Origin of the sequence: Streptomyces europaeiscabiei (genome assembly GCF_036346855.1) — a bacterium.
Lineage (GTDB): Bacteria > Actinomycetota > Actinomycetes > Streptomycetales > Streptomycetaceae > Streptomyces > Streptomyces europaeiscabiei.
The window spans coordinates 1,917,389-1,940,456 of the sequence record NZ_CP107841.1; the positions used below are offsets into that span (position 1 = coordinate 1,917,389).

The 23,068-nt window shown below is 68.7% G+C and carries 19 protein-coding genes; 2 read left to right on the forward strand and 17 right to left on the reverse strand.

Annotated features, from left to right (window positions below):
* Positions 1-47 precede the first annotated feature (47 nt).
* From OG858_RS08150 to OG858_RS08200, 11 genes are all read right to left on the reverse strand, one after another.
* Positions 48-887 (reverse strand): shikimate dehydrogenase, encoded by an 840-nt coding sequence (locus tag OG858_RS08150; protein WP_319067362.1) that lies wholly within the window; start codon positions 885-887, stop codon positions 48-50.
* Positions 888-2,690 carry an endolytic transglycosylase MltG gene (mltG, locus tag OG858_RS08155; protein WP_327743566.1) on the reverse strand — a complete coding sequence of 601 codons (1,803 nt, stop codon included), beginning with the start codon at positions 2,688-2,690 and terminating at the stop codon, positions 888-890. It abuts the gene before it with no gap.
* Positions 2,691-2,814: 124 nt separating this feature from the next.
* Positions 2,815-3,321 carry a Holliday junction resolvase RuvX gene (gene ruvX, locus OG858_RS08160; protein WP_037701449.1) on the reverse strand — a complete coding sequence of 169 codons (507 nt, stop codon included), beginning with the start codon at positions 3,319-3,321 and terminating at the stop codon, positions 2,815-2,817.
* On the reverse strand, positions 3,318-5,990 hold the full coding sequence (alaS, locus tag OG858_RS08165) for an alanine--tRNA ligase (protein WP_328545025.1): 2,673 nt from the start codon (positions 5,988-5,990) through the stop codon (positions 3,318-3,320). The genes ruvX and alaS overlap by 4 nt, the downstream gene beginning before the upstream one ends.
* On the reverse strand, positions 5,990-6,364 hold the full coding sequence (locus tag OG858_RS08170; RefSeq protein WP_086750973.1) for a hypothetical protein: 375 nt from the start codon (positions 6,362-6,364) through the stop codon (positions 5,990-5,992). The genes alaS and OG858_RS08170 overlap by 1 nt, the downstream gene beginning before the upstream one ends.
* Before the next feature lie 7 nt (positions 6,365-6,371).
* Positions 6,372-6,818 carry a DUF948 domain-containing protein gene (locus tag OG858_RS08175; protein ID WP_086750974.1) on the reverse strand — a complete coding sequence of 149 codons (447 nt, stop codon included), beginning with the start codon at positions 6,816-6,818 and terminating at the stop codon, positions 6,372-6,374.
* Between the two features lie 244 nt (positions 6,819-7,062).
* Complete coding sequence (gene rpsD, locus OG858_RS08180; RefSeq protein WP_005485453.1) at positions 7,063-7,677, reverse strand: 30S ribosomal protein S4; 615 nt, start codon at positions 7,675-7,677, stop codon at positions 7,063-7,065.
* A gap of 300 nt (positions 7,678-7,977) precedes the next feature.
* Entirely contained in the window at positions 7,978-9,333 is a 1,356-nt protein-coding gene (locus OG858_RS08185; RefSeq protein ID WP_086750975.1) for a replication-associated recombination protein A, read from the reverse strand.
* A gap of 122 nt (positions 9,334-9,455) precedes the next feature.
* On the reverse strand, positions 9,456-10,094 hold the full coding sequence (locus OG858_RS08190) for a vitamin K epoxide reductase family protein (RefSeq protein WP_319265567.1): 639 nt from the start codon (positions 10,092-10,094) through the stop codon (positions 9,456-9,458).
* A gap of 137 nt (positions 10,095-10,231) precedes the next feature.
* Positions 10,232-11,494, reverse strand: a complete 1,263-nt coding sequence (gene hisS / locus OG858_RS08195; protein ID WP_086750977.1) for a histidine--tRNA ligase — start codon at positions 11,492-11,494, stop codon at positions 10,232-10,234.
* A gap of 13 nt (positions 11,495-11,507) precedes the next feature.
* On the reverse strand, positions 11,508-12,218 hold the full coding sequence (locus OG858_RS08200) for an MBL fold metallo-hydrolase (RefSeq protein ID WP_319317333.1): 711 nt from the start codon (positions 12,216-12,218) through the stop codon (positions 11,508-11,510).
* A gap of 169 nt (positions 12,219-12,387) precedes the next feature.
* Here OG858_RS08200 and OG858_RS08205 point away from each other — a divergent pair, with 169 nt between their 5' ends.
* Both OG858_RS08205 and OG858_RS08210 read left to right on the forward strand, forming a co-directional pair.
* Positions 12,388-13,230, forward strand: coding sequence for a peptidylprolyl isomerase (locus OG858_RS08205; RefSeq protein ID WP_086750980.1), 843 nt, complete (start codon positions 12,388-12,390; stop codon positions 13,228-13,230).
* A 135-nt stretch (positions 13,231-13,365) separates the two neighbouring features.
* Complete coding sequence (locus OG858_RS08210) at positions 13,366-14,595, forward strand: DUF349 domain-containing protein (protein WP_086750981.1); 1,230 nt, start codon at positions 13,366-13,368, stop codon at positions 14,593-14,595.
* Positions 14,596-14,695: 100 nt separating this feature from the next.
* On the opposite strand, the gene OG858_RS08215 is transcribed toward OG858_RS08210, so the two are convergent.
* From OG858_RS08215 to ruvB, 6 genes are all read right to left on the reverse strand, one after another.
* On the reverse strand, positions 14,696-17,239 hold the full coding sequence (locus OG858_RS08215) for a RelA/SpoT family protein (protein WP_319067357.1): 2,544 nt from the start codon (positions 17,237-17,239) through the stop codon (positions 14,696-14,698).
* A 372-nt stretch (positions 17,240-17,611) separates the two neighbouring features.
* The gene (locus OG858_RS08220) at positions 17,612-18,151 is read right to left on the reverse strand and encodes an adenine phosphoribosyltransferase (protein ID WP_046704895.1); all 540 of its coding nucleotides are present in this window, start codon (positions 18,149-18,151) and stop codon (positions 17,612-17,614) included.
* Positions 18,148-19,242, reverse strand: coding sequence for a protein translocase subunit SecF (gene secF / locus OG858_RS08225; RefSeq protein ID WP_086748862.1), 1,095 nt, complete (start codon positions 19,240-19,242; stop codon positions 18,148-18,150). Before secF ends, OG858_RS08220 begins: the two co-directional genes overlap by 4 nt.
* Position 19,243: 1 nt before the next feature.
* Positions 19,244-21,028: a protein translocase subunit SecD gene (gene secD, locus OG858_RS08230; protein WP_319265564.1), complete on the reverse strand. Its 1,785-nt coding sequence runs from the start codon at positions 21,026-21,028 to the stop codon at positions 19,244-19,246.
* 133 nt (positions 21,029-21,161) lie between these two features.
* Complete coding sequence (yajC, locus tag OG858_RS08235) at positions 21,162-21,668, reverse strand: preprotein translocase subunit YajC (RefSeq protein ID WP_319063118.1); 507 nt, start codon at positions 21,666-21,668, stop codon at positions 21,162-21,164.
* A gap of 174 nt (positions 21,669-21,842) precedes the next feature.
* Positions 21,843-22,913 carry a Holliday junction branch migration DNA helicase RuvB gene (ruvB, locus tag OG858_RS08240; RefSeq protein ID WP_086748859.1) on the reverse strand — a complete coding sequence of 357 codons (1,071 nt, stop codon included), beginning with the start codon at positions 22,911-22,913 and terminating at the stop codon, positions 21,843-21,845.
* Positions 22,914-23,068 lie beyond the last annotated feature (155 nt).

Genomic DNA, 23,068 nt, shown 5'->3' on the forward strand with positions numbered 1-23,068 from the left:
TTACCCCTTGGTACAAGTGGCGCCCATGATCAGCACACTCCGGGCGCTCAGCCCCGTTCGGCCAGCGCCCGCTCCCCGGCCCGGCGCATCGCGCCCACGGGAGCCGTCTTGCACCCGGTCATCTGCTCGACCTGCAACACGGCCTGGTGCACCAGCAGATCAAGCCCGCTGACCACGGCACCGCCGAACGCGGACCATCGCGCCGCCAGCTCCGTGGGCCACGGGTGGTACAGCACGTCGAACAGCGTCGTCGGCCGCTCCGGCACCGCACCGGACAGCGCGTCCGTCGCCCCGGCAGGCGTCGTGGCGATGACGAGGGGAGCGCTCAGCCCACGCGCGGCCTCCGCCCAGTCCGCCGTACGCACCTCGACGTCCAGCCGCTCGCCCCACTGCCGCATCTCGGCGGCCCGAGCCTCGCTCCGTACGTACGCCACGACCTCACCGGTGCAGATCCGGGCGAGCGCGGCCAGCGCGGAGGAGGCGGTGGCTCCCGCGCCGAGAATGGCCGCCGACTCCACCTGCTCGATGCCCCGCTCCCGCAGGGCGGCGACGATCCCGGGGATGTCGGTGTTGTCGCCGAGCCGCCGCCCGTCCTCCGTGAACACCAGGGTGTTGACGGCCTCGACGGAGGTCGCCGTCTCGCTGATCTCGTCCAGCAGCGGAATGACCGCCCGCTTGAGCGGCATCGTGAGCGAGAGCCCGGCCCACTCCGGTCCGAGCTTCTCGACGAACCCCGGCAGCGACTCCTCGTCGACCTCGAAACGGTCGTACGTCCAGTCGGTGAGCCCCAGTTCGGCATACGCGGCCCGGTGCAGTACCGGGGAGAGCGAGTGAGCGATCGGCGAACCGAGCACGGCGGCCCGGTTCTTGCTGTCGGTGCGGCTCATCTATCCGTTCTGCGCTTCCTCGTACTTCTTACGGTTTCTATTGTGCTCTTCGTTGGTCACGGCGAAGAGCGTCTCGTCCTCGTTGATCGACACGAAGTAGTACCAGTCGCCCTTGGCGGGCTTGAGCGCCGCCTTGATGGCCACCTCACCCGGATTGTCGATCGGCCCGGGCGGCAGACCCGTGAACTTGTACGTGTTGTACGGATCGTCAATCTGCCGAAGCGAGTTCACTGAACCCGTGGCCAGCTTGGATTCACCGCGCAGGTAGTTCACCGTGGAGTCGAAGTCGAGCAGTCCGTAGGTCTCGGTGTTGTTCTCGGCGAGCCGGTTGTAGACCACGCGGGAGACCTTCAGGAAGTCCTTCTTGTACTTCCCCTCGGCCTGGACGAGACTCGCCACCGTGAGCACCTGGAGCGGATTCTCCAGCTTCAGCCCCTTGGCCTTGCCCTCAAGGTCCAGTTCCTCGTACTTCGCCTTGGCGAGGTCGACCATTTCCTTCAGGACCGCCTCGGGCTTCATGCCCTTGGCGACCGGATAGGTGGACGGGTAGAGGAATCCTTCCAGCGGATCCTTGATGTCGTCGTTGTCGTTCGCCCAGTCGGGGAGGCCGAGGGAGGCCCACTTCTTCTCGGCGACCTCCTCGGTCGTTCCCTTGTCGAGGCCCAATTCCTTGTCGATCAAGGAGTAGATCTCGCGGTTCCGAAGACCTTCCCTGATAGTGAAGTTGCTCTGACTCTTCGGGTCGAGCATCAGAGCCACAGCACTTTTGGCTGACATCTCCTTTTTGAGGAGATAAACGCCGACCTGAATCTGCCTCGTGGGATCCTTTGCCAGCGCGGCCGTGAAGGCATCAACGCTCTTGACAACCCCGGCCGCCTTGAGTTTCTGCCCGATGTCCGACCCGAATTCGCCCTTGGCGACCGTGATCGTAACGACCTCGTTCGTACCGTCCCCCGAATAGTCGGGATTCTCGCCGTAACGGCTCTGGAAGAACTGGTACCCGAAATAACTGACCCCGGCGAAGCCGCCGCCGAGAACCACGACGACCACCAGGCAGGCAAGACCACTGCGGCGCTTCTTACCACCCTTGCCCGGCTTCTTCGCCTTGCCGCCGCGGCCCTTCCGGTCGCCCCGGCCGACGCGTTCCCCGGCCTCGTCGTCATCGTCGTCGTCTCCGCCGCCGGCGAAGAACGCGTGCTCGCCCTGGTCCGGCCCGGGATCCCACTCGGTCCGCTCGGCGGCGGGCGACGGCTGCTCGGCCTCGGGCTCCGGAGAGGGTGCGGTTTCGGCTGCGGGCGTGGCTTCCGCGCGACGGCGCGAGGGCGGCTCCGGCGGCGGATACGCGTCGGGCGTGCCGTAGAAGTCCTGTTGGCCGCCGCCGTAGGCCATCGCCTGCTGCTGCGCGCCGTAGGGGTCGGCCGGGTCGCCGACGTAAGGGCCCTGCGCGTGCTGGTGTGTTCCGTTGTTCCAGCCGCCGTTGGTGTGGTCGTACTGCTGCTGGCCATGACCGGTGTACTGCTGCTGATGCTGGTTCTGGCCGGGGTACTGCTGCCCGGGGTCGCCGTACTCCTGCTGGTACTGCTGCTGGGCGTAGGCGTCCTGATGACCGTTGTTCCAGACGCCGTTGCCGTTGTCGTACTGCTGCTGGTACTGGTGCTGCTCCGGGTAGTGCTGCTGCGGCTGGCCGCCGTAAGGGGACTGCTGGCCCGCCTGGGCCTGCTGTCCGTCCCATCCGGCGTCCCCGTACAACGGGTCGTCCGGATGCCACGGTTCGGAGCCCGGGCCCCGGCCATACTCAGTCATCGATCCCCTAGAGCCGCGAGGCGGCGGTCACGCGGGGCCTGTGGCTCTGCTTTCGTCCCCGCCTCTTTTTGTGCGGTGGCTGTTCGAAGGCCACCGCATCGCGCGGAACGTTACCGTATCGCGATCAGATGACCACTTCGACGCCCTCGCCCGGAGCTTTACCAGACGCCCGTTCGGATTCCAGCGCCTGTTGCAGGATGATCACGGCTGCTGCCTGGTCAATGACCGACCTGCCCTTTTTGGATTTCACACCCGAGGCACGCAGCCCTTGACTCGCCGTCACCGTGGTCATCCTCTCGTCGACGAGTCTGACCGGAACGGGCGCGATCATTCGAGCCAACTCCTGGGCGAAACCCCGTACCTTGACGGCGGCCGGGCCCTCTCCTCCCTTGAGGGAACGCGGAAGTCCGACGATTACCTCTATGGGTACGTACTCGTCGATCAGTTGTCTCAATCGACGCTGAGCTGCGGGGATATCGCGTCCGGGAACGGTCTCGACCGGGGTGGCGAGGATGCCGTCGGGGTCGCAGGAGGCGACGCCGATGCGGGCGTCCCCGACATCGAGCGCGAGCCGACGGCCGCGGCGCAGGGCCGGGCCGTCGTCTCCGCTCGTGTGATCCGTCGTACTCACTTGGCCGTCTCGGCGACCAGGCGTTCGACCGCGTCCACGGCCTCGCCGATGGCGGCCGGGTTCTGGCCACCACCCTGGGCGACGTCCGGCTTGCCGCCACCGCCGCCGCCGAGGGTCTTGGCGGCCGTACGGACCAGGTCGCCGGCCTTCAGACCGCGCTCGCGAGCGGCCTCGTTGGTGGCGATGACCGTCAGCGGCTTGCCGTTCACAGCGGTGAAGAGGGCGACCACGACGGCCCGGCCGCCCTGGATGCGTCCGCGCACGTCGAGCACCAGCTTGCGGAGGTCGTCGGCGGTGGTTCCGTCCGGGACCTGACCGGTCACGACGGCAACTCCGGAGACGTCCTTGGGGGACTCGGCGAGACCGGCGGCGGCCTGCAGCACCTTCTCGGCGCGGAACTTCTCGATCTCCTTCTCGGCGTCCTTCAGCTTGCCGAGCATGGCCGAAACCTTCTCCGGAAGCTCCTCCGGACGGCCCTTGATCAGCTCCTGGAGCTGGGCGACGACCGTGTGCTCACGGGCGAGGAAGTTGTAGGCGTCGACACCGACCAGAGCCTCGATCCGGCGTACGCCGGAGCCGATGGACGACTCACCGAGCAGCTTGACCAGGCCGAGCTGCGAAGTGTTGTGGACGTGTGTGCCGCCGCACAGCTCCTTGGAGAAGTCGCCGATGGTGACGACGCGGACGCGCTCGCCGTACTTCTCGCCGAACTCGGCGATGGCGCCCTGCTTCTTGGCCTCGTCGAGGCTCAGGATCTCCGCGTGCACGTCCAGGTCGCGGGCGAGCACCTCGTTGATCTTCTGCTCGACGTCGGTCATCACGGCCGTCGGAACGGCGGAAGGGGAACCGAAGTCGAAGCGGAAGCGGCCGGGCTGGTTCTCGGAACCGGCCTGGGCGGCCGTCGGGCCGAGGGCGTCACGAAGGGCCTGGTGGGTGAGGTGCGTGGCGGAGTGGGCGCGGGCGATGGCCGTACGGCGACGGCCGTCGATCGAGGCCTGGGCCTTGGCACCGACGGTCACCTCGCCGACCTGGACGACGCCCTTGTGGACGTACACGCCCGGGACCGGCTTCTGGCAGTCGCGGATCTCGATGACGGCACCGGAGTCGACCTTGATCCGGCCGGTGTCACCGATCTGACCGCCGCCCTCGGCGTAGAACGGGGTGCGGTCGAGGACGATCTCGACCTCGTCGCCCTCGGTGGCGGCGGGCGAGGACAGACCGTCCACGAGGATGCCGACGACCGTCGACTCGCCCTCGGTGTCCGAGTAGCCGATGAACTCGGTCTCCCCGGCGGCGTCGGCGATCTCGCGGTAGGCGCCGAGGTCGGCGTGGCCGGTCTTCTTGGACCGGGCGTCGGCCTTGGCCTTGTCCCGCTGCTCCTTCATCAGGCGGCGGAAGCCGTCCTCGTCCACGGAGAGGCCCTGCTCGGCGGCCATCTCCAGGGTGAGGTCGATCGGGAAGCCCCAGGTGTCGTGGAGCAGGAACGCCTTGTCGCCGGGCAGCTGCTTGCCGCCGGTGGCCTTGGTGTCGGTGATGGCCGTGTCGAGGATGTTCGTGCCGGCCCTCAGCGTCTTGAGGAAGGCGTTCTCCTCGGCGAGGGCGACCTTCTCGATGCGCTCGCGGTCGGTGATCAGCTCGGAGTACTGCTGGCCCATCATGGCGATGACGACGTCGATGAGGTCCTGGACGACCGGGCCGGTGGCACCGAGCAGCCGCATGTTGCGGATGGCGCGGCGCATGATGCGGCGCAGGACATAGCCCCGGCCCTCGTTGCCCGGGGTGACGCCGTCGCCGATGAGCATCACGGCGGTGCGGATGTGGTCGGTGACCACGCGCAGGGAGACGTCGGAGTCCTTGGCGTCGCCGTAGGAGACACCGGTGATCTCGGTGGCCTTGTCGATGACGGCCATGGAGGTGTCGATCTCGTACAGATTCTGCACGCCCTGCAGAATCATGGCGAGGCGCTCCAGGCCGAGGCCCGTGTCGATGTTCTTGCTGGGCAGCTCGCCGAGGATCTCGAAGTCCTCCTTCGAGGTGCCCTCGCCGCGCTCGTACTGCATGAAGACCAGGTTCCAGATCTCCACGTACCGCTCGTCGTTGACGGCCGGGCCGCCCTCGACGCCGAACTCCGGGCCGCGGTCGTAGTTGATCTCGGAACACGGGCCGCACGGGCCGGGGACGCCCATGGACCAGTAGTTGTCCTTCTTGCCGAGGCGCTGGATTCGCTCCTTGGGCACGCCGATCTGCTCGTGCCAGATGCGCTCGGCCTCGTCGTCGTCCTTGTAGACGGTGATCCAGAGCTTCTCCGGCTCCAGGCCGTAACCACCCTTGTCCTGGGGGCTGGTGAGCAGCTCCCAGGCGTGCTTGATGGCGCCTTCCTTGAAGTAGTCGCCGAAGGAGAAGTTGCCGCACATCTGGAAGAACGTGCCGTGCCGGGTGGTCTTGCCGACCTCTTCGATGTCCGGCGTACGGACGCACTTCTGCACGCTGGTGGCGCGGTCGAAGGAGGGCTTGACCTCACCGAGGAAGTACGGCTTGAACGGGACCATGCCCGCGTTGACCAGGAGCAGAGTCGGGTCGTCCGCGATGAGCGACGCCGAAGGGACGACGGTGTGACCGCGCTCCTCGAAGAAGCTCAACCAGCGGCGGCGGATTTCAGCCGACTCCATCAGTGGTCCTCATTCCGGTTGTACGGGTACGACGAGCTGTCGACGTACCTCGGATTCCTGCTGTACTTCGGGGTGTTGGTGTTCTCGATGGCGACGATGTGCCTCGGGGCCGGAAGCTCCGGGTACTGGTCGGGGTTGGCCTCGATGCCGAGTGCCTCGCCCAGTTCGGCCTCCCGCTGGGCCATGTTGTCGCGGACGTCGAGCGCGAAGCCGACCGCCCGGTCCTTGAGCCTGTGGCCCGCCTCGACCGCCTTGTGCGCCGCCTGGGTGGCGAGGTGCTCGGGGGTGAGCTGCTTGAGCTTGCGGTTGACCTTGGTGGTGGCCCACACTCCGGCGGCGACCCCTGTGGTGAACCAGAACGTACGGCGGAACATCGCTCGGTCAGTCCTTCTTTCCACGGGAGTTGCGCCTGCTCCTGCGCGCGCCCGGCACGGTGCGGCCGACGATCACGGTACGACGCTGCTCCTCGGCGGGCTCGCCCTCCCGGCGGCCGCCCATGGCCCGGCGTACGCCGTAGCCGAAGGCGGCGACCTTGACGAGGGGGCCGCCGAAGGTGGACGCGACGGTCGTGGAGAGCGCCGAGGCGTTCGACGTGACCTCCTGGACGTCGGACGCGATGGCGTCGACCCGTTCGATCTGGGTCTGCGCGGAGCGGACGGCGGTGGACGCGTCGGCGAGGAGGGGGACGGCCTGGTCGGTCACGTCCGCGACGAGCTTGGTGGTCGCCTTGAGCGTCTGGGCCAGCCTCGCCAGCGCGACGGCGAGGAAGGAGACCAGGATCGCCCAGAAGACGGCCACCAGGATCCCGGCCACCTCTCCACCGGACACTGTCTGCACCCGCTCCCTGGAACATGCCTGAACGTCGAAAAGTCGTGTCCCGAGCCTATCGCGCCGGAGCGATCGCCCAGTACCGCATTAATGCCTACCGCAGTGCCTACCGCAGTGCCTGGCGCCGTGCCCGCCGCAGCGCCTGCCGCAGTACGGCGTCAGCCCGCCGTCCCGCCCGCCGGGAAGGGCGGGGGGACGACGGGCTGACGCTCGGTGCGTGTGTACTACGTCCGTCGAAAGAGGATCAACGGGCGTAGTACTCGACGACGAGCTGCTCGTCGCAGATGACCGGGACTTCCTTGCGGTTCGGCTCGCGGTCCAGGCGGAACGCCAGGGCCTTGAGGTTCACCTGCAGGTAGCGGGGGGTCTCACCGTCCGCGGCGAAGCCACCCTCGCGGGCGACCTCGAACAGCGGCTTCTGGCGGCTGCGCTCACGGACCATGACGACGTCGTCCGGCTTGACGCGGAAGGACGGCTTGTCGACCTTGTGGCCGTTGACCTCGATGTGGCCGTGGACGACCATCTGGCGGGCCTGGTAGATCGTGCGGGCGATGCCCGAACGCAGGACCAGCGCGTCGAGACGGCGCTCGAGCTCGATGATCAGGGCCTCACCGGTCTTGCCCTGGACCTTGGAGGCACGCTCGTAGGCGCGGACGAGCTGACGCTCGGACACGTCGTACTGCGCGCGCAGACGCTGCTTCTCCAGCAGACGGACCTTGTAGTCCGAGTTCTGCTTGCGGCCGCGGCCGTGCTCGCCCGGCGGGTAGGGGCGGGCCTCGAAGTACTTGACGGCCTTCGGGGTCAGCGCGATGCCGAGGGCACGCGACTTCTTGACCTTGGGGCGGGACTGGTTCGCCACTTCTTTTCCTTTTCTCTTCGGCTGCCTCAGGGTTAAGGGAGGTCGCATCCGCAGCCGGGGAATCCCGTCAGGTCCACGAGGGACTTGTCGGGTAGCCGTTCCCCTGGTCTGGGCACATACGTGCAGCACACGAACGGCCCACCGACCGGTCCCGGGATTCCGAGTGGTGGTGGGCTGCCCGCGACACCTACGACGGTGCGCGACGCTCCTGGATCATGAAGATCCGGCTGAATGTCCCGCCTGAGGCGCCGACCGGAGCCGGACACGGGACGCAGCACTGGGGAGAAGTCTACAGGGGGTTCAGGACTGCTTCCGACCGAGGTTCTTCCTGGTCCACTCCACCGCGTCGGCGTACCGGGCCTCGGCTCCGTGCCTGGTCGGTGTGTAGTACTCCCGCTCCTTGATCTCGTCCGGCGCGTACTGCTGGGCGGCGATCCCCTCGGGCAGATCGTGCGGGTACACGTACCCCTGCGCGTGCCCGAGCTTGGCCGCGCCCTTGTAGTGCCCGTCCCGCAGATGCGGGGGCACGGGGCCGGCCAGCCCCTTCCGTACGTCCTCCATGGCGGCGCCGATCGCCATGGTCGCGGCGTTCGACTTGGGCGCCAGAGCGAGGGCGATGGTGGCGTGGCTGAGGGTGAGCGCGGCCTCGGGGAAGCCGATCATGGCGACGGCCTGGGCGGCGGCGACGGCTGTCGGCAGCGCGTTCGGATCGGCGAGGCCGATGTCCTCGCTGGCGGAGATCATCAGGCGGCGGGCGATGAACCGGGGGTCCTCACCGGCCTCGATCATCCGGGCCAGGTAGTGCAGCGCGGCGTCGACGTCGGAGCCCCGGATGGACTTGATGAGGGCGCTGGCCACGTCGTAGTGCTGGTCGCCGTCGCGGTCGTACTTCACGGCGGCGCGATCGACGGTCTCCTCCAGCGTCTGGAGCGCGATCGCCTCCGCCCCCTTGTCGAGGGCGGCGCCGGCCGCGGCCTCCAGGGCGGTCAGGGCGCGGCGGGCGTCGCCGCCGGCGATCCGCAGGAGGTGGGCCTCGGTGTCCTCGGGGAGGGTGACGGCGCTCTTGAGGCCGCGTTCGTCGGTCAGCGCGCGCCTCAGGAGGCCGCGCAGGTCGTCGTCGGTGAGGGGTTCGAGGGTGAGGAGGAGGGAGCGGGACAGGAGGGGGGAGATCACCGAGAAGTACGGGTTCTCCGTGGTCGCCGCGATCAGGGTGACCCAGCGGTTCTCGACGGCCGGGAGCAGGGAGTCCTGTTGGGCCTTGCTGAAGCGGTGGATCTCGTCGAGGAAGAGAACGGTCTCCTTGCCGTACCCGCCGGTGGCGCGGCGGGCGCCCTCGATGACCGCGCGGACCTCCTTGACGCCGGCGGTGATCGCCGAGAGTTCCACGAAACGCTTGTCGGTGGCCTTGGAGACGACGTACGCCAGGGTCGTCTTGCCGGTGCCGGGCGGGCCCCAGAGGATCACCGAGGAGGGACCGGCGGGTCCGCCGCCGGACTCGCCGACCAGTCTGCGCAGGGGCGAACCGGGCTTCAGCAGGTGCTGCTGGCCCACGACCTCGTCGAGGGTGCGCGGACGCATCCGTACGGCCAGGGGGCTGGCGGCGGGGTCCTTCTCCTGGCGTTCTTCTGCGGCGGCGGTGAACAGATCGGGCTCCACGCGAAAACCCTATGTCACGCCACTGACAGTCCGGCCGGTGCGGTCGGCCGGTACGGTCGGCCGGTACGGTCGGCCGGTACGGTCGGCCGGTGCCCGGGGCCGCCGACGGCCGTCCGGGGCCGTCAGCTGGTCCAGAAGTCCCACCAGCGGGTGAGGATCAGCATGCCGATGACGCCGATGTGCATCACGGGCAGGACCCAGGTGAACTCGCCGAAGAAGTTCTTCAGCCAGCCGGGCGCGGGCAGGAAGCCGTGACGAATGTTGGAGGACGTGACGTACCAGAACATCAGGATCGTGGCGACCCAGGCGAGGCAGCACCACAGGCAGAGCGAGTTGATGTTGTACAGCGACTGGTACTGCAGCCAGGTCACGAAGCCGACGCCGAAGGCGGTGCCCGCGTTGAAGGTCAGCCAGTACCAGCGCGGGTAGGTCGCGCGGGCGAGCAGGCTGATGCCGACGCAGATGACGATGCCGTACGCGACGAGGCCGAGCATCGGGTTGGGGAACCCGAAGACGGAGGCCTGGTCGCTCTTCATGATGTTGCCGCAGGAGACGACCGGGTTGAGGCTGCAGCCAGGGATGAAGTCCGGGTCCTCGAGCAGCTTGAACTTGTCGATCGTGATGACCCAGGACGCGAGCAGCCCGGCCGCGCCGGTGATCAGCAGCAGGATCGCGAAGGCACGACTGCCGCCCACCGTGCGTGGGACCACGGTGTGTTCCCGCTCGGCGGCGGAGACGTCCTTGACTGTCGTCTTGCTCATCACGTCGATTCCATAGCTTCGAAGGGGCCTCTGGGGCACGGTCATTGTGCCGTACACCCTCGCGCGCGCACCGTTCGCTGGACATAAAAGTCGCCCCTGCCACCCGTACAGGGCGGCAGGGGCGACAAGGGTTCGACTCAGCCGAGCCGGGCCTCCAGCTCCGCCACGATCTCGTTCACGCCGACGGCGACCTGCTCGCCGGACTCCATGTCCTTGAGCTGGACGACGCCTTCGGCCAGGTCGCGCTCCCCGGCCACGACGGTGTAGCGCGCACCGCTCCGGTTGGCGTTCTTCATCGCGCCCTTCAGCCCCTTCCCGCCGTACGAGAAGTCGGCCGCGATGCCCACCTTGCGCAACTCCGTGACCTTGGCGAACAGCAGGCGGCGGGCCTCCTCGCCGAGCGGGACGGCGAACACGCTGGTGGCGGCGGGGAGTTCGAGCTCGACGCCCTCCGCCTCCAGGGCCAGGACGGTGCGGTCGACGCCGAGGGCCCAGCCGACCGACGGCAGCGCGGGGCCGCCGATCATCTCGGAGAGGCCGTCGTAGCGGCCGCCGCCGCCCACCGCGGACTGCGAGCCGAGGCCGTCGTGGACGAACTCGAAGGTCGTGCGGGTGTAGTAGTCCAGGCCGCGCACCAGCTTGAGGTCGTCCTCGAAGGAGACGCCCGCCGCCGTGATCAGCCCGCGCACCTCCTCGTGGTACGCCTTGCAGGCGTCGCAGAGGTAGTCACGCAGCAGCGGGGCGTCGGTCAGCTGCTTCTGGACGTCCCCGCGCTTGTCGTCGAGGACCCGCAGCGGGTTGATCTCCGCACGGCGGAGCGTGTCCTCGTCCAGGTCCAGGCCGCGCAGGAACTCCTGCAGGGCGGCCCGGTAGACGGGACGGCACTCCTTGTCGCCCAGGCTGTTGAGCAGGATGCGGAAGTTCCGCAGCCCCAGCGAGCGGTACGCCTGGTCCGCCAGGATGATCAACTCGGCGTCCAGGGCCGGGTCCTCGGCACCGATGGCTTCGGCGCCGACCTGGGAGAAGTGGCGGTAGCGACCGGCCTGCGGCTGTTCGTAGCGGTAGTACGAGCCCGAGTACCAGAGCTTGACGGGGAGGTTGCCCTGGCGGTGCAGGTTCGCTTCCAGCGCGGCGCGCAGTACGGACGCGGTGCCTTCGGGGCGCAGGGCCAGCCTGTCGCCGCCCTTCGTCTCGAAGGCGTACATCTCCTTGGTCACGATGTCGGTCGACTCACCGACACCGCGCGCGAAAAGCTCGACGTTCTCGAAACCGGGCGTCTCGACGTAGCCGTACCCGGAGTTGCGCAGCGGGCCGGCGATCGCCTCACGGACCGCGAGAAACGTCGCGGAGCGGGGCGGCAGCAGGTCGTACGTGCCCTTAGGGGCCTGAAAGGTGCTCACGGAAGGTCTCTCGTCACATTCCTCGTCGGGGAGCCGAGGGGGCTCCCTGGCCGCCGGCGGCCACCTGCCGCAGATACGGGTTGGTGGCGCGCTCCTGGCCGATGGTCGTCTGGGGGCCGTGGCCGGACAGCACCACGGTCGAGTCGTCGAGCGGCAGGCACACGCGGGCCAGCGAATCGAGCATCTCGGCCATGTCACCGCCGGGCAGGTCGGTGCGTCCGATGGAGCCGGCGAAGAGCAGATCCCCGGAGAAGAACACGGAGGGGATCTCCGTGTTCTCGGGCATCCGGAACGTCACCGACCCCTTGGTATGGCCGGGCGCGTGCGCGACGGACAGTTCCAGACCGGCCAGCTCCAGCCGAGCGCCGTCGGTCAGCTCCTTGACGTCACCCGGCTCCCCCACGGTCAGCTCGCCCATGAGCGGCATGCCGATGGAACGGCCGAGCGCCTTCTCGGGGTCGCTCATCATGTACCGGTCCTCGGGGTGGATCCACGCCGGTACGTCGTGCGCGCCGCACACCGGGACGACCGAGGCCACGTGGTCGATGTGGCCATGGGTGAGGACGACGGCGACGGGCTTGAGCCGATGCTTCTTCAGCGTCTCCTCGACACCCTGGGTGGCCTGGTGGCCCGGGTCGATGATCACGCACTCCTCACCCGCGGCGGGGGCGACCAGATAACAGTTGGTCCCCCAGGCCCCGGCGGGGAACCCGGCAATGAGCACGATCGTCCTTCTTGTGTCGTACGAGGGTGGTGGGTTGCTGTGGATCAGAGCCTACCGGCGCTGCCGTTTCCCCAGCGAACCCATATACGGTACGGGTCACACGCAAACAGTCGACTCAACGGACGCGCGACACACCCGTCGACATACAGACTCATGAGGAGAGAACCCCGTGGTCAGCCAGGATCAGCGGCGGCGTCAGCTCGCCCGGGAGAAGTTCTTGCGGCAGCAGCAGCGGCGTACGTCCGCGCGACGCAAGGCCCATGTCCGCAACGCCGTGATCGCCTCGGTGCTCGGTGTGATCCTGGTGGGCAGCGTGGCGCTGTACACGACCGACGTCCTCAAGGGTGACGACAAGCAGGACAACGCCGGCGCGGAGGTGACCCCCAGCGCCTCGCCCAGTGCCAGCAAGGCGCCGGACCCGTGCGAGAAGGCGGCTGCGGGCAAGGTGGAGAAGCTCACCTTCAAGAAGGAACCCGCGATCACCATCGACAAGACCGCGAAGTACACGATGGATCTGCAGACGACCTGCGGTTCCATCCCCATAACGATGGACGCGGCGAAGGCCCCGCACACGGTCAACTCGTTCGACTTCCTGGTGAACAAGGGCTACTTGGACCACACCAAGTGCCACCGCCTCACCACGCAGGGCATCTACGTGCTGCAGTGCGGTGACCCGCAGGGCACCGGCATGGGCGGTCCCGGCTACACGATCCCGGACGAGAACCTCAAGGACTCGCGTCTGAAGGGCGATGTGTACCCGGCGGGCACGGTCGCGATGGCGAACCAGTTCAACGGGCAGACGGGTGAGGGCAAGAACAGCGGTGGCAGCCAGTTCTTCCTCGTCTTCCAGGACAGTCCGCTGCCGGCCAACTACACACCGTTCGGCACGATCTCCGAGGCGGGGATGAAGGTCCTGACCAAGATCGCCAAGGCCGGTGAGAACACGGGGATGGGTGATGGGACGCCCAATGCGACCGTTGTGATCAACAAGGCGACTGTCAAGAAGTCCTGACCTCCAACAGTGAAATTTCGGTCGCGCGGGATGCGGACAGGCAACCCGCCGGTCGCCTATGTTGGCCGTGACGAAACTGTGGACGATGCTCGGGGGCGCTGAGGCTCCTTGCAGGCATCATGTGGAGGAGGCGCTGTGAGCAGCGACCCGTGGGGCCGCGTCGACGAGACGGGGACCGTGTACGTGCGTACGGCCGACGGCGAGCAGGTCGTCGGTTCCTGGCAGGCAGGCTCCCCCGAGGAAGCGCTGGCCTACTTCGAGCGCAAGTACGAGGGCTTGGTCGTCGAAATCGGCCTCCTCGAGAAGCGGGTGAAGACCACCGATCTGTCGGCGAAGGACGCTCAGGTCGCGATCGATCACATTCGCGAGCAGGTGGACGCGCATCATGCGGTCGGTGACCTGGCCGCGCTCAAGGTGCGGCTGGACAGACTCGTGGAGACGGTCGAGGCGCGCCGCGAGGAGCGCAAGCAGCAGCGGGCGAAGCAGTCCGACGAGGCCCGGCACTCCAAGGAGGCCCTGGTCACCGAGGCGGAGGAGCTCGCCCAGTCCGACCAGTGGCGGTCCGCCGGTGAGCGGCTGCGGGCACTGGTGGACACCTGGAAGGGTCTGCCGCGGCTGGACCGCAAGTCCGACGACGAGCTCTGGCACCGCTTCTCGCACGCCCGCTCGGCGTTCTCCAAGCGTCGCAAGGCCCACTTCGCGCAGCTCGACGCGCAGCGCGAGGATGCCCGCAAGACCAAGGAGAAGCTGGTCGCGGAGGCCGAGGCGCTGTCGAACTCGTCCGACTGGGGTCCCACGGCGGCGCGCTACCGCGAGCTGATGGCCGACTGGAAGGCCGCCGGACGCGCCCAGCGTGAGCACGAGGACGACCTGTGGAACCGCTTCCGCGGGGCCCAGGACGTCTTCTTCGCCGCCCGCAGCTCCGTGTTCGCCGAGCGTGACGCGGAGCAGTCGGAGAACCTCAAGCTCAAGGAGGAGCTGGCCGGGGAGGCGGAGAAGATCCTGCCGGTGACGGATCTGAAGACGGCGCGTGCCGCCTTCCGCTCGCTCAACGAGCGGTGGGAGGCCATCGGCCATGTCCCGCGTGACTCCCGCCCGAAGGTCGAGGGCCGGATGCACGCGGTCGAGCGGGCCATCCAGGAGGCCGAGGAAACGGAGTGGCGCCGCACCAACCCGGAGGCCCGCGCCCGCGCCGCCGGTCTCACGGGCCAGCTCCAGGCCGCCGTGGACAAGCTGGGCAGTCAGATCGAGGCGGCCCGCGCCCAGGGCAACAACGCGAGGGCCGACAAGCTCCAGCGTGAGCTCGACGGCCGTCAGGCCCTGCTGGACCAGGCGCTGAAGGGTCTGCAGGAGTTCGGCGGCTGACGTCGACAGCCGGATAAGAGTGGGGCTCCCGTACGGTTCGTACGGGAGCCCCACTCGTATCGTCGGCTTGCCGCCCGCTCTTCACCGGCCCCCGCCCTAGCTAGGGCCTCCGCGCCGACGTCACCCGGTACACGTCGTAGACGCCTTCCACACCGCGTACGGCCTTCAGGACGTGGCCCAGGTGCTTCGGGTCGCCCATCTCGAAGGTGAAGCGGGAGGTGGCGACGCGGTCGCGGGACGTCTGGACGGCTGCGGACAGGATGTTGACGTGCTGGTCGGACAGGACTCGGGTGACGTCCGACAGCAGACGGCTGCGGTCCAGGGCCTCGACCTGTATGGCGACGAGGAAGACCGAGGACTGCGTGGGCGCCCACTCGACCTCGAGGATCCGCTCGGGCTCGCGTGAGAGCGACTCGACGTTGACGCAGTCGTTGCGGTGCACCGATACGCCGCTGCCGCGGGTGACGAAGCCGATGATGGGGTCGCCGGGGACGGGCGTACAACAGCGGGCCAGCTTGACCCAGACGTCCTCGACGCCCTTGACCACGACTCCGGGGTCGTTGTTGCCGCGCCGCTTGCGGCTGCGGGTGGGCGGTACGGCCTCGTCGATCTCCTCGGTGGCGGCCTCCTCGCCGCCGAGGGCCTGGACGAGCTTCTGCACCACGCTCTGCGCGGAGACATGGCTTTCGCCTATGGCCGCGTAGAGGGCGGAGATGTCCGGGTAGCGCATCTCGTGAGCGAGGGTGACGAGCGAGTCGCCGGTGAGGATGCGCTGGATCGGCAGGTTCTGCTTGCGCATCGCGCGGACGATGGCGTCCTTGCCCTGCTCGATGGCCTCGTCGCGGCGCTCCTTGGAGAACCAGGCCCGGATCTTGTTGCGGGCCCGCGGCGACTTCACGAAGTTCAGCCAGTCCCGGGACGGTCCGGCCCCGGCCGCCTTGGAGGTGAAGACCTCCACCAGGTCGCCGTTGTCCAGGGTCGATTCCAGCGGGACGAGGCGTCCGTTGACGCGGGCTCCTATGGTGCGGTGGCCCACCTCGGTGTGCACCGCGTACGAGAAGTCCACGGGCGTGGCGCCGGCCGGCAGCGCTATCACGTCACCCTTCGGCGTGAAGACGAAGACCTCGTTGCGGGACAGGTCGAAGCGCAGGGACTCCAGGAACTCGCCGGGGTCCTCGGTCTCCTTCTGCCAGTCCAGCAGCTGACGCAGCCAGGCCATGTCGTTGAGGTGGTCGTCCTTGCCGGTGGTCCGTGGCTGGTCCGAGCGCACCTTGGAGGCGCCGGCGACGGCCTCCTGCTTGTACTTCCAGTGCGCGGCGATGCCGTACTCGGCGCGGCGGTGCATGTCGAACGTCCGGATCTGGAGTTCGACCGGCTTGCCGTTGGGCCCGATGACCGTCGTGTGCAGCGACTGGTACATGTTGAACTTGGGCATCGCGATGTAGTCCTTGAACCGCCCCGGAACCGGGTTCCAGCGGGCGTGGACGGTGCCCAGGGCCGCGTAGCAGTCACGGACGGTGTCCACCAGGACGCGGATGCCGACCAGGTCGTAGATCTCCGCGAAGTCGCGACCGCGGACGATCATCTTCTGGTAGACGCTGTAGTAGTGCTTCGGGCGGCCGGTGACGGTCGCCTTGATGCGGGCTGCCCGCAGGTCCTGCTGGACCTCGTCGGTCACTATGGCCAGGTACTCGTCACGCTTCGGTGCCCGCTCGGCCACCAGCCGGACGATCTCGTCGTACATCTTGGGGTAGAGGATCGCGAAGGCGAGGTCCTCCAGTTCCCACTTGATGGTGTTCATGCCCAGGCGGTGGGCGAGCGGCGCGTAGATCTCCAGGGTCTCGCGCGCCTTCTTCTCCTGCTTCTCGCGCTTGAGGTAGCGCATGGTGCGCATGTTGTGCAGGCGGTCGGCGAGCTTGATGACCAGGACGCGGGGGTCCTTGGCCATGGCGACGACCATCTTGCGCACGGTCTCGGCCTGGGCGGCCTCGCCGAACTTGACCTTGTCCAGCTTCGTGACGCCGTCGACGAGGAGGGCGACGGAGTCACCGAAGTCGCGGCGGAGCTGGTCGAGGCCGTACTCGGTGTCCTCGACCGTGTCGTGCAGGAGCCCGGCCATCAAAGTGGCCGGGTCCATGCCCAGCTCCGCGAGGATGGTGGTGACGGCGAGGGGGTGCGTGATGTACGGGTCGCCGCTCTTGCGCTTCTGGCCGCGGTGCCAGCGCTCGGCGACCTGGTAGGCCTTCTCGATCTGACGGAGTGTCGCCGTCTCGATCTTCGGGTCGTTGCCGCGGACGATCCGCAGCAGCGGCTCCAGGACCGGGTTGTACGGGTTGGAGCGCTGCACGCCGAGGCGGGCGAGGCGGGCACGCACGCGGTTGGAGGAGCCGGAGCGCGCCGGCTGGCCCGTGGGGGCGGGCCGGGCCGGGGGCGCCGGAGTGGGCGCGGGCGCGGGGCTCTCTGCCGAGGCTGGCTTGGGGCGCGCCGGGCCGGCGGCCTTGTCGGCGGGCGCGGACTGGGCATGCTCGACCGGGCCCTGCGCGGACGTCGTCGCGGGGTGCGTCGCGTCCTGCGCGGGCTTGGCCGCGGGGCCCGAGGCGGACTCGGGCTTGGCGGCGGTCAGGTGCTGGGCCTCGTCTGCCAAGAGGACTCCTCGTACGCGATCCGGGTCCCCCGGTCAGGCTCCGGAGCACCCATGGTAGCGATCCCGCGTCCCGGACTCGCCTTCAGGCCACTGTGAGGGACGTCTACCCATGGAACACGAGGGGCGCGCAGCGGATTCCTGGGGCCGCCTCGAGGCCGTGCGCAACGGGGCGTCCGGTGGGTCGGTCGGTGCTGGGTCGGTACGGTCCGTGTGTGGTTGCTCGCGCGGTTCCCCTCGGCCCTTCGGAGCGCGCTCGGCGGGCCGGTGGGGTGGCGCGGAGGGGCGCGGGAGCGTTCCGTTCACCGGGCGCGACACGACGGGCGCCCCGGGAAGAATCCCGGGGCGCCCGTCGTGTGGTCGTCACGCTGTGGGTCAGACGGTGATCAGGGCCTCCAGCGGGGCTCCGGCCAGCGCGGACTCCAGGCGCTGCCGGCCCGTCAGGAAGGACAGCTCCATCAGCACCGCGACGCCGGCGACCTCGGCGCCCGCGCGGCGGATCAGCTGGAGGGAGGCCTCGGCGGTACCGCCGGTGGCGAGGACGTCGTCGATGACCATGACGCGGTCGCCCACGGCCAGGTCCTCGGCGTGCACCTCGATCTCGGCGGAGCCGTACTCCAGGTCGTAGGCCTGGCTGAGCGTGGCTCCGGGGAGCTTGCCCGCCTTGCGTACGGGGATGAAGCCGACGCCGGCCCGGATCGCGGCCGGGGCTCCCAGGATGAAGCCCCGGGCCTCCAGGCCGACGATCTTCGTGGCGCCGTGCCGCACGGTCAGCTCCGCCAGCGCGTCCGTCAGCGCGGTGAACGCCGCAGGGTCGGCCAGCAGCGGGGTGATGTCCTTGAACATCACGCCCGGCTCCGGGTGGTCCGCGACGTCACGGATGCGGCTGAGCAACAGCTCCTTGATGTCCGTCATCGCCGCTTACCACCCCGGCCGCGGCTGCGGCTCCCCGGCTGGGCGCGCGGGCCGACCACCGCGGGGGTGGCGTCCGCCGACTCGTCGTCGTACGGACCGTCGGCCTCCGGCTCCTCGTCGTGCTCGGCCTGGGCCCGCTTGGCGAGTACGCGCTTCTTGAGTGCCTTCAACTGCGGCTCGCGCTCCTTGAGGTCGGCGACGAGCGGCGTGGCGATGAAGATCGACGAGTACGCACCGGCCGCGAGGCCGACGAACAGCGACAGCGAGATGTCGTTGAGCATGCCCGCGCCGAGGACACCGCCACCGATGAACAGCAGACCGGCGACCGGCAGCAGCGCGACCACCGTGGTGTTGATCGAGCGCACCAGGGTGCTGTTGATCGAACGGTTGGCGATCTCGGCGTACGTCCAGCGGTTCTGCTTGGTGATGTCCTTCGTCTGCTCCTTGAGGCTGTCGAAGACGACGACCGTGTCGTAGAGCGAGTAACCGAGGATCGTGAGCAGACCGATCACCGTGCCCGGCGTCACCTCGAAGCCGACGAGGGCATAGATGCCGATCGTGATGGTGATGTCGTGGATCAGGGCGACGAACGCGGCGATGGCCATGCGCAACTCGAACGCGATCGCCAGATAGATCACCACGAGGACCAGGAAGATCGCGAGGCCCTGCCAGGCCTTGGTGGCGATCTGCTCACCCCAGCTGGGGCCGACCAGGTCTGCGTTGATCGTGTCCGCGTCGACCTTGAGGTCCTTGGCGAGCTCCTGCTTGATCTCGTCGGACTTGGCCGTGTCCACGCCGGAGATCTGGATGCGCAGGGTGTCGTTGCCGAGCTTCTGCACGATCGCGTCGTGGCCTGAGGCCTCCTCCGCGTACGTCTCGGCCTGGGTGACCGAGACGCTCGTCCGCTCCGTGGTGAAGACGGCGCCGCCCTGGAACTCGATGCCCATGCTCAGGCCGCGCACCGCCAGGCCGAGGATGGCCGTGATGGTGATCAGGATCGAGACGCCGTACCAGATCTTGCGGTTGCCGACGAAGTCGTAACCGACCTCGCCGCGGTGGAGTCGGGCTCCGAGGTCACCGAGCTTCGACATCTCAGGCCTCCTTCGGGTCGGCGGGGACGGCGGGACGGCGGGTGCGGCGCAGCGGCGGCCGGGCGCCCAGTCGCTTCGGGTCGAGACCGGACCAGGTGTGGCCGTTCCCGAAGAACTTCGTGCGGGCCAGCAGCGTCAGCAGCGGCTTCGTGAAGAAGAAGACGACCACGACGTCGAGCACGGTCGTCAGACCGAGCGTGAACGCGAAGCCCTGGACCTTGCCGACGGTGACGATGAAGAGCACCGCCGCGGAGAGGAACGACACGAAGTCGGAGACCAGGATGGTGCGCCGGGCACGCGGCCAGGCCCGCTCGACGGCGGGGCGCAGCGTGCGGCCTTCGCGGATCTCGTCCCGTACGCGTTCGAAGTACACGATGAACGAGTCCGCCGTGATACCGATCGCGACGATCGCACCGCAGACGGCCGGGAGGTTCAGCGCGAAGCCGATGGTCGGGCCGAGCAGCGCCATGAGCACGTAGGTCAGTGCCGCCGACACCAGCAGGGAGGCGATGGCGATCAGTGACAGGCCGCGGTAGTAGACGACCAGGTAGATCATGACCAGGGCCAGACCGATCGCACCGGCGATCAGGCCGGCGTGCAGCTGGTCACCGCCGAGCGCGGGGCTGACGGTGGTGACGCTGGATTCCTTGAAGGTCAGCGGGAGCGCGCCGTACGACAGCATGTTGGCGAGGTTCTGGGCCTCGTCCTGCGTGAAGCTGCCGGAGATCTCGGCCTTGCCGCCGGTGACCGCCGCGCGCACGTAGGGGTGGGAGACGACCTCGTCGTCGAGGACGATCGCGAACTCGTTCTGCGGGGAGGTCTGGGTCGCCAGCTGGCCGGTGATGTCGGCGAACTTCTTCTCTCCCTTGGAGTCGAAGTCCATGACGACCTGCCAGCCGGTGCCGTTCTGGGTGTCGAGCAGCGCCTGGGCCTTGTCGACCTCGGTGCCGTCGACCCCGACCGGGCCGAGCACGAACTTGCTCCAGCTGCCGTTGTCCTGGCCACAGGCCACGACGATGTCGGTGGTCTTGCCCTTGCCGGCCTTGGCGCGCTGCTTGGGGTCGTTGCAGTCGAGGGCGGCGAACTCGGCCTGGAGCGCCTGTGTCGCCGCGTCGACGCTCGGGCTCGCCGACGGCGAGGCGCCGTCGGAGGCCTTGGCGGACGCGGAGCCGCTGCCGGAGGGCGTGGGGCTGGCCTTCAGCGCGTCGGTGACCGCACGGCCCTGGGACGTGGCGGAGGACGACGGGCCGGCGGTGTCACCGGACTCGGGCGAGGTCGCCTCGTCCTTGCCGTCGGAGCTCGACGGGCTCGGCGAGCCGCTGCCACTGGGGCTGGTGCTGGTGCTCGGCGAGCCGCTCGGGGTCTGGGTCGCTCCGGTGCCGATCTGGCTCTGCAGAACCGGGCGGAAGTACAGCTTCGCGGTGGTGCCGACCTGGTCCCGGGCCTCTTCGGAATCCGTGCCCTTGGGAATGTTGACAATGATGTTGTCACGGCCCTGGGTCTGGACCTCTGCCTCGGACACGCCCAGACCGTTGACACGGCGGTTCATGATCTCGACCGCGGTGTCCATGTTGGTCTTGTTGATCGCGTCGCGCTCGCCGGGCTCGTTGATCGCCGTCAGTGTGATGCTCGTACCACCGGCGAGGTCGATGCCGAGACGCGGAGTGGTGTGTCCGGAGGCGAACATTCCCCCGGTGAGCGCCACAAGGGCGATCAGGATGAGGGCCAGCGCGCGCCCAGGCTTGCTCTGGGCGCTGGCGCTCCGGCCCTTCTTCGGTGCTGCCACCTTCTCGTACTCCCTCTCGGGCCGCCGTGCGCGGGGTCAGCGCGATGGCGGCCATGACTGGTGTCGGGAATCCGGGCGAAAACGGCACGTGCCCGGGGCGCGGGCGGTTCTCGCTCGCACTCCCGGGACGTGACTACTTCGCGTCGGACTCGCCGTCGGTCTTCTTCGGCTCTGCTTCGGCGGCCTTGTCGGCGGCCTTCGACTCGGCGGTCTCGTCGGTCGCGTCGTCGGACGCGTCCTTCTTGCCGAGGTCGATGGGCTTGTCGTCGGAAGCGGCGGAAGCGTCGTCGGAGGGCTCGTCGGTCTCGGTGAGGGAGGAGGCGTCGTCCGGGACGACGTCGGACTTCAGGTCGTGCTCGATGCCGTGGACGATGCGGTTGTACTCCTCGTCACTGAGGACGGCACCGATGGCGTTCTTGGCGAACAGCAGCTCGACGCCCGGCCCGGCATCGAGGAGCAGCGTGTCCTCGCTGACCTCCTTGACGGTCGCGTACATGCCCCCGATCGTGCGGACGCCGGAACCGGGCTGCAACTGGTTCCGCATGTCGACGGCCTGCTGCTGCTTCTTCTTGGCCGATCGGGTCATCAGGATCATGGCCCCGATGAGCACGATGAACGGGAGGAGGGTCACGAGACTCACGGGTCGGAACTTCCTTCACATGACCGCGATGGCGAGCGGCCTGATGGTTGGGGGTATGTGTGCTGCCGACAGGGGCGGCATCGGCGGAGTCTAAGCGAGTCCACCGTGATGGAACAACGCACAGCATGTCACCGGGGTTCCATGACGGGCGAGTACCGCGCCGTCACGAGACGGTCACGCCCCGAACAGGTCCTGTTGTCCGTTTCCGCCGGTCGTGGCGCGTGGCGGGGTGAGTCCGAGGTGGGCCCACGCGGCGGGTGTCGCCACCCGGCCGCGGGGGGTTCGGGCGAGCAGTCCCTCACGGACGAGGAAGGGCTCGGCGACCTCCTCCACGGTCTCGCGCTCCTCCCCCACGGCGACCGCGAGCGTCGACAGACCGACCGGTCCGCCGCCGAAGAGCTTGAGCAGGGCTTCGAGGACGCCCCGGTCGAGGCGGTCGAGGCCGCGGGCGTCCACCTCGTACACGGCGAGGGCGGCCGCGGCGATGTCGCGGGTGATGAAGCCGTCCGCCTTGACCTGCGCGTAGTCCCGTACACGGCGCAGCAGACGGTTGGCGATACGGGGCGTGCCGCGCGAGCGGCCCGCGATCTCGGCGGCGCCGTCCGTGTCGATCTCGACGTCGAGGAGGTTCGCCGAACGGTGGATGACCCGCTCCAGCTCGGCGGGCTCGTAGAACTCCATGTGTGCGGTGAAGCCGAAGCGGTCGCGCAACGGCGGCGGCAGCAGTCCCGCGCGCGTGGTGGCGCCGACCAGGGTGAAGGGCGGCAGTTCGAGGGGGATCGCCGTGGCGCCGGGGCCCTTGCCGACGATCACGTCGACGCGGAAGTCCTCCATCGCCATGTACAGCATCTCCTCGGCCGGCCGGGACATGCGGTGGATCTCGTCGAGGAAGAAGACCTCGCCCTCCTGGAGGGAGGAGAGGATCGCGGCCAGGTCGCCGGCGTGCTGGATGGCGGGGCCGGAGGTGATGCGGATGGGGGCGCCCATCTCGGCCGCGATGATCATCGAGAGGGTGGTCTTGCCGAGGCCCGGGGCACCGGAGAGCAGGACGTGGTCGGCGGTGGCCCCGCGCGCGCGTGCCGCCCGCAGGACCAGGTCGAGCTGTTCGCGGACCTTCTCCTGACCGATGAACTCGTCCAGGTCCTTGGGGCGCAGGGCGGCCTCGACGGCCTGGTCCTCACCATCGGCGACAGAGCCCACCAGCCGCTCGGAGGCGGTGTCGTCGGTCGTGTCGTCCCAGTTCACTGAAACTCTCCTCGCAGGGGCGTGCCGGGTGCGTTCGGTTCGGCCGGGGGGCCGGCCCGCGGCCGGAGGCCGCTTTCAGGTGCTGCGCCCCCGGACAGACACAGCATGGCGTGTGCCTCGCGGTCGCGGTCGGACGGAGCCGGTGGCCGTACCCG

Coding starts and splice junctions, on each gene's coding strand:
- mltG (WP_327743566.1), bottom strand. CDS start 2,690: ATGACTGAGTATGGCCGGGGCCCGGGCTCCGAACCGTGGCATCCGGAC.
- OG858_RS08170 (WP_086750973.1), bottom strand. CDS start 6,364: ATGTTCCGCCGTACGTTCTGGTTCACCACAGGGGTCGCCGCCGGAGTG.
- OG858_RS08190 (WP_319265567.1), bottom strand. CDS start 10,094: ATGAGCAAGACGACAGTCAAGGACGTCTCCGCCGCCGAGCGGGAACAC.
- alaS (WP_328545025.1), bottom strand. CDS start 5,990: ATGGAGTCGGCTGAAATCCGCCGCCGCTGGTTGAGCTTCTTCGAGGAG.
- OG858_RS08220 (WP_046704895.1), bottom strand. CDS start 18,151: ATGACGGACATCAAGGAGCTGTTGCTCAGCCGCATCCGTGACGTCGCG.
- OG858_RS08150 (WP_319067362.1), bottom strand. CDS start 887: ATGAGCCGCACCGACAGCAAGAACCGGGCCGCCGTGCTCGGTTCGCCG.
- secF (WP_086748862.1), bottom strand. CDS start 19,242: ATGTCGAAGCTCGGTGACCTCGGAGCCCGACTCCACCGCGGCGAGGTC.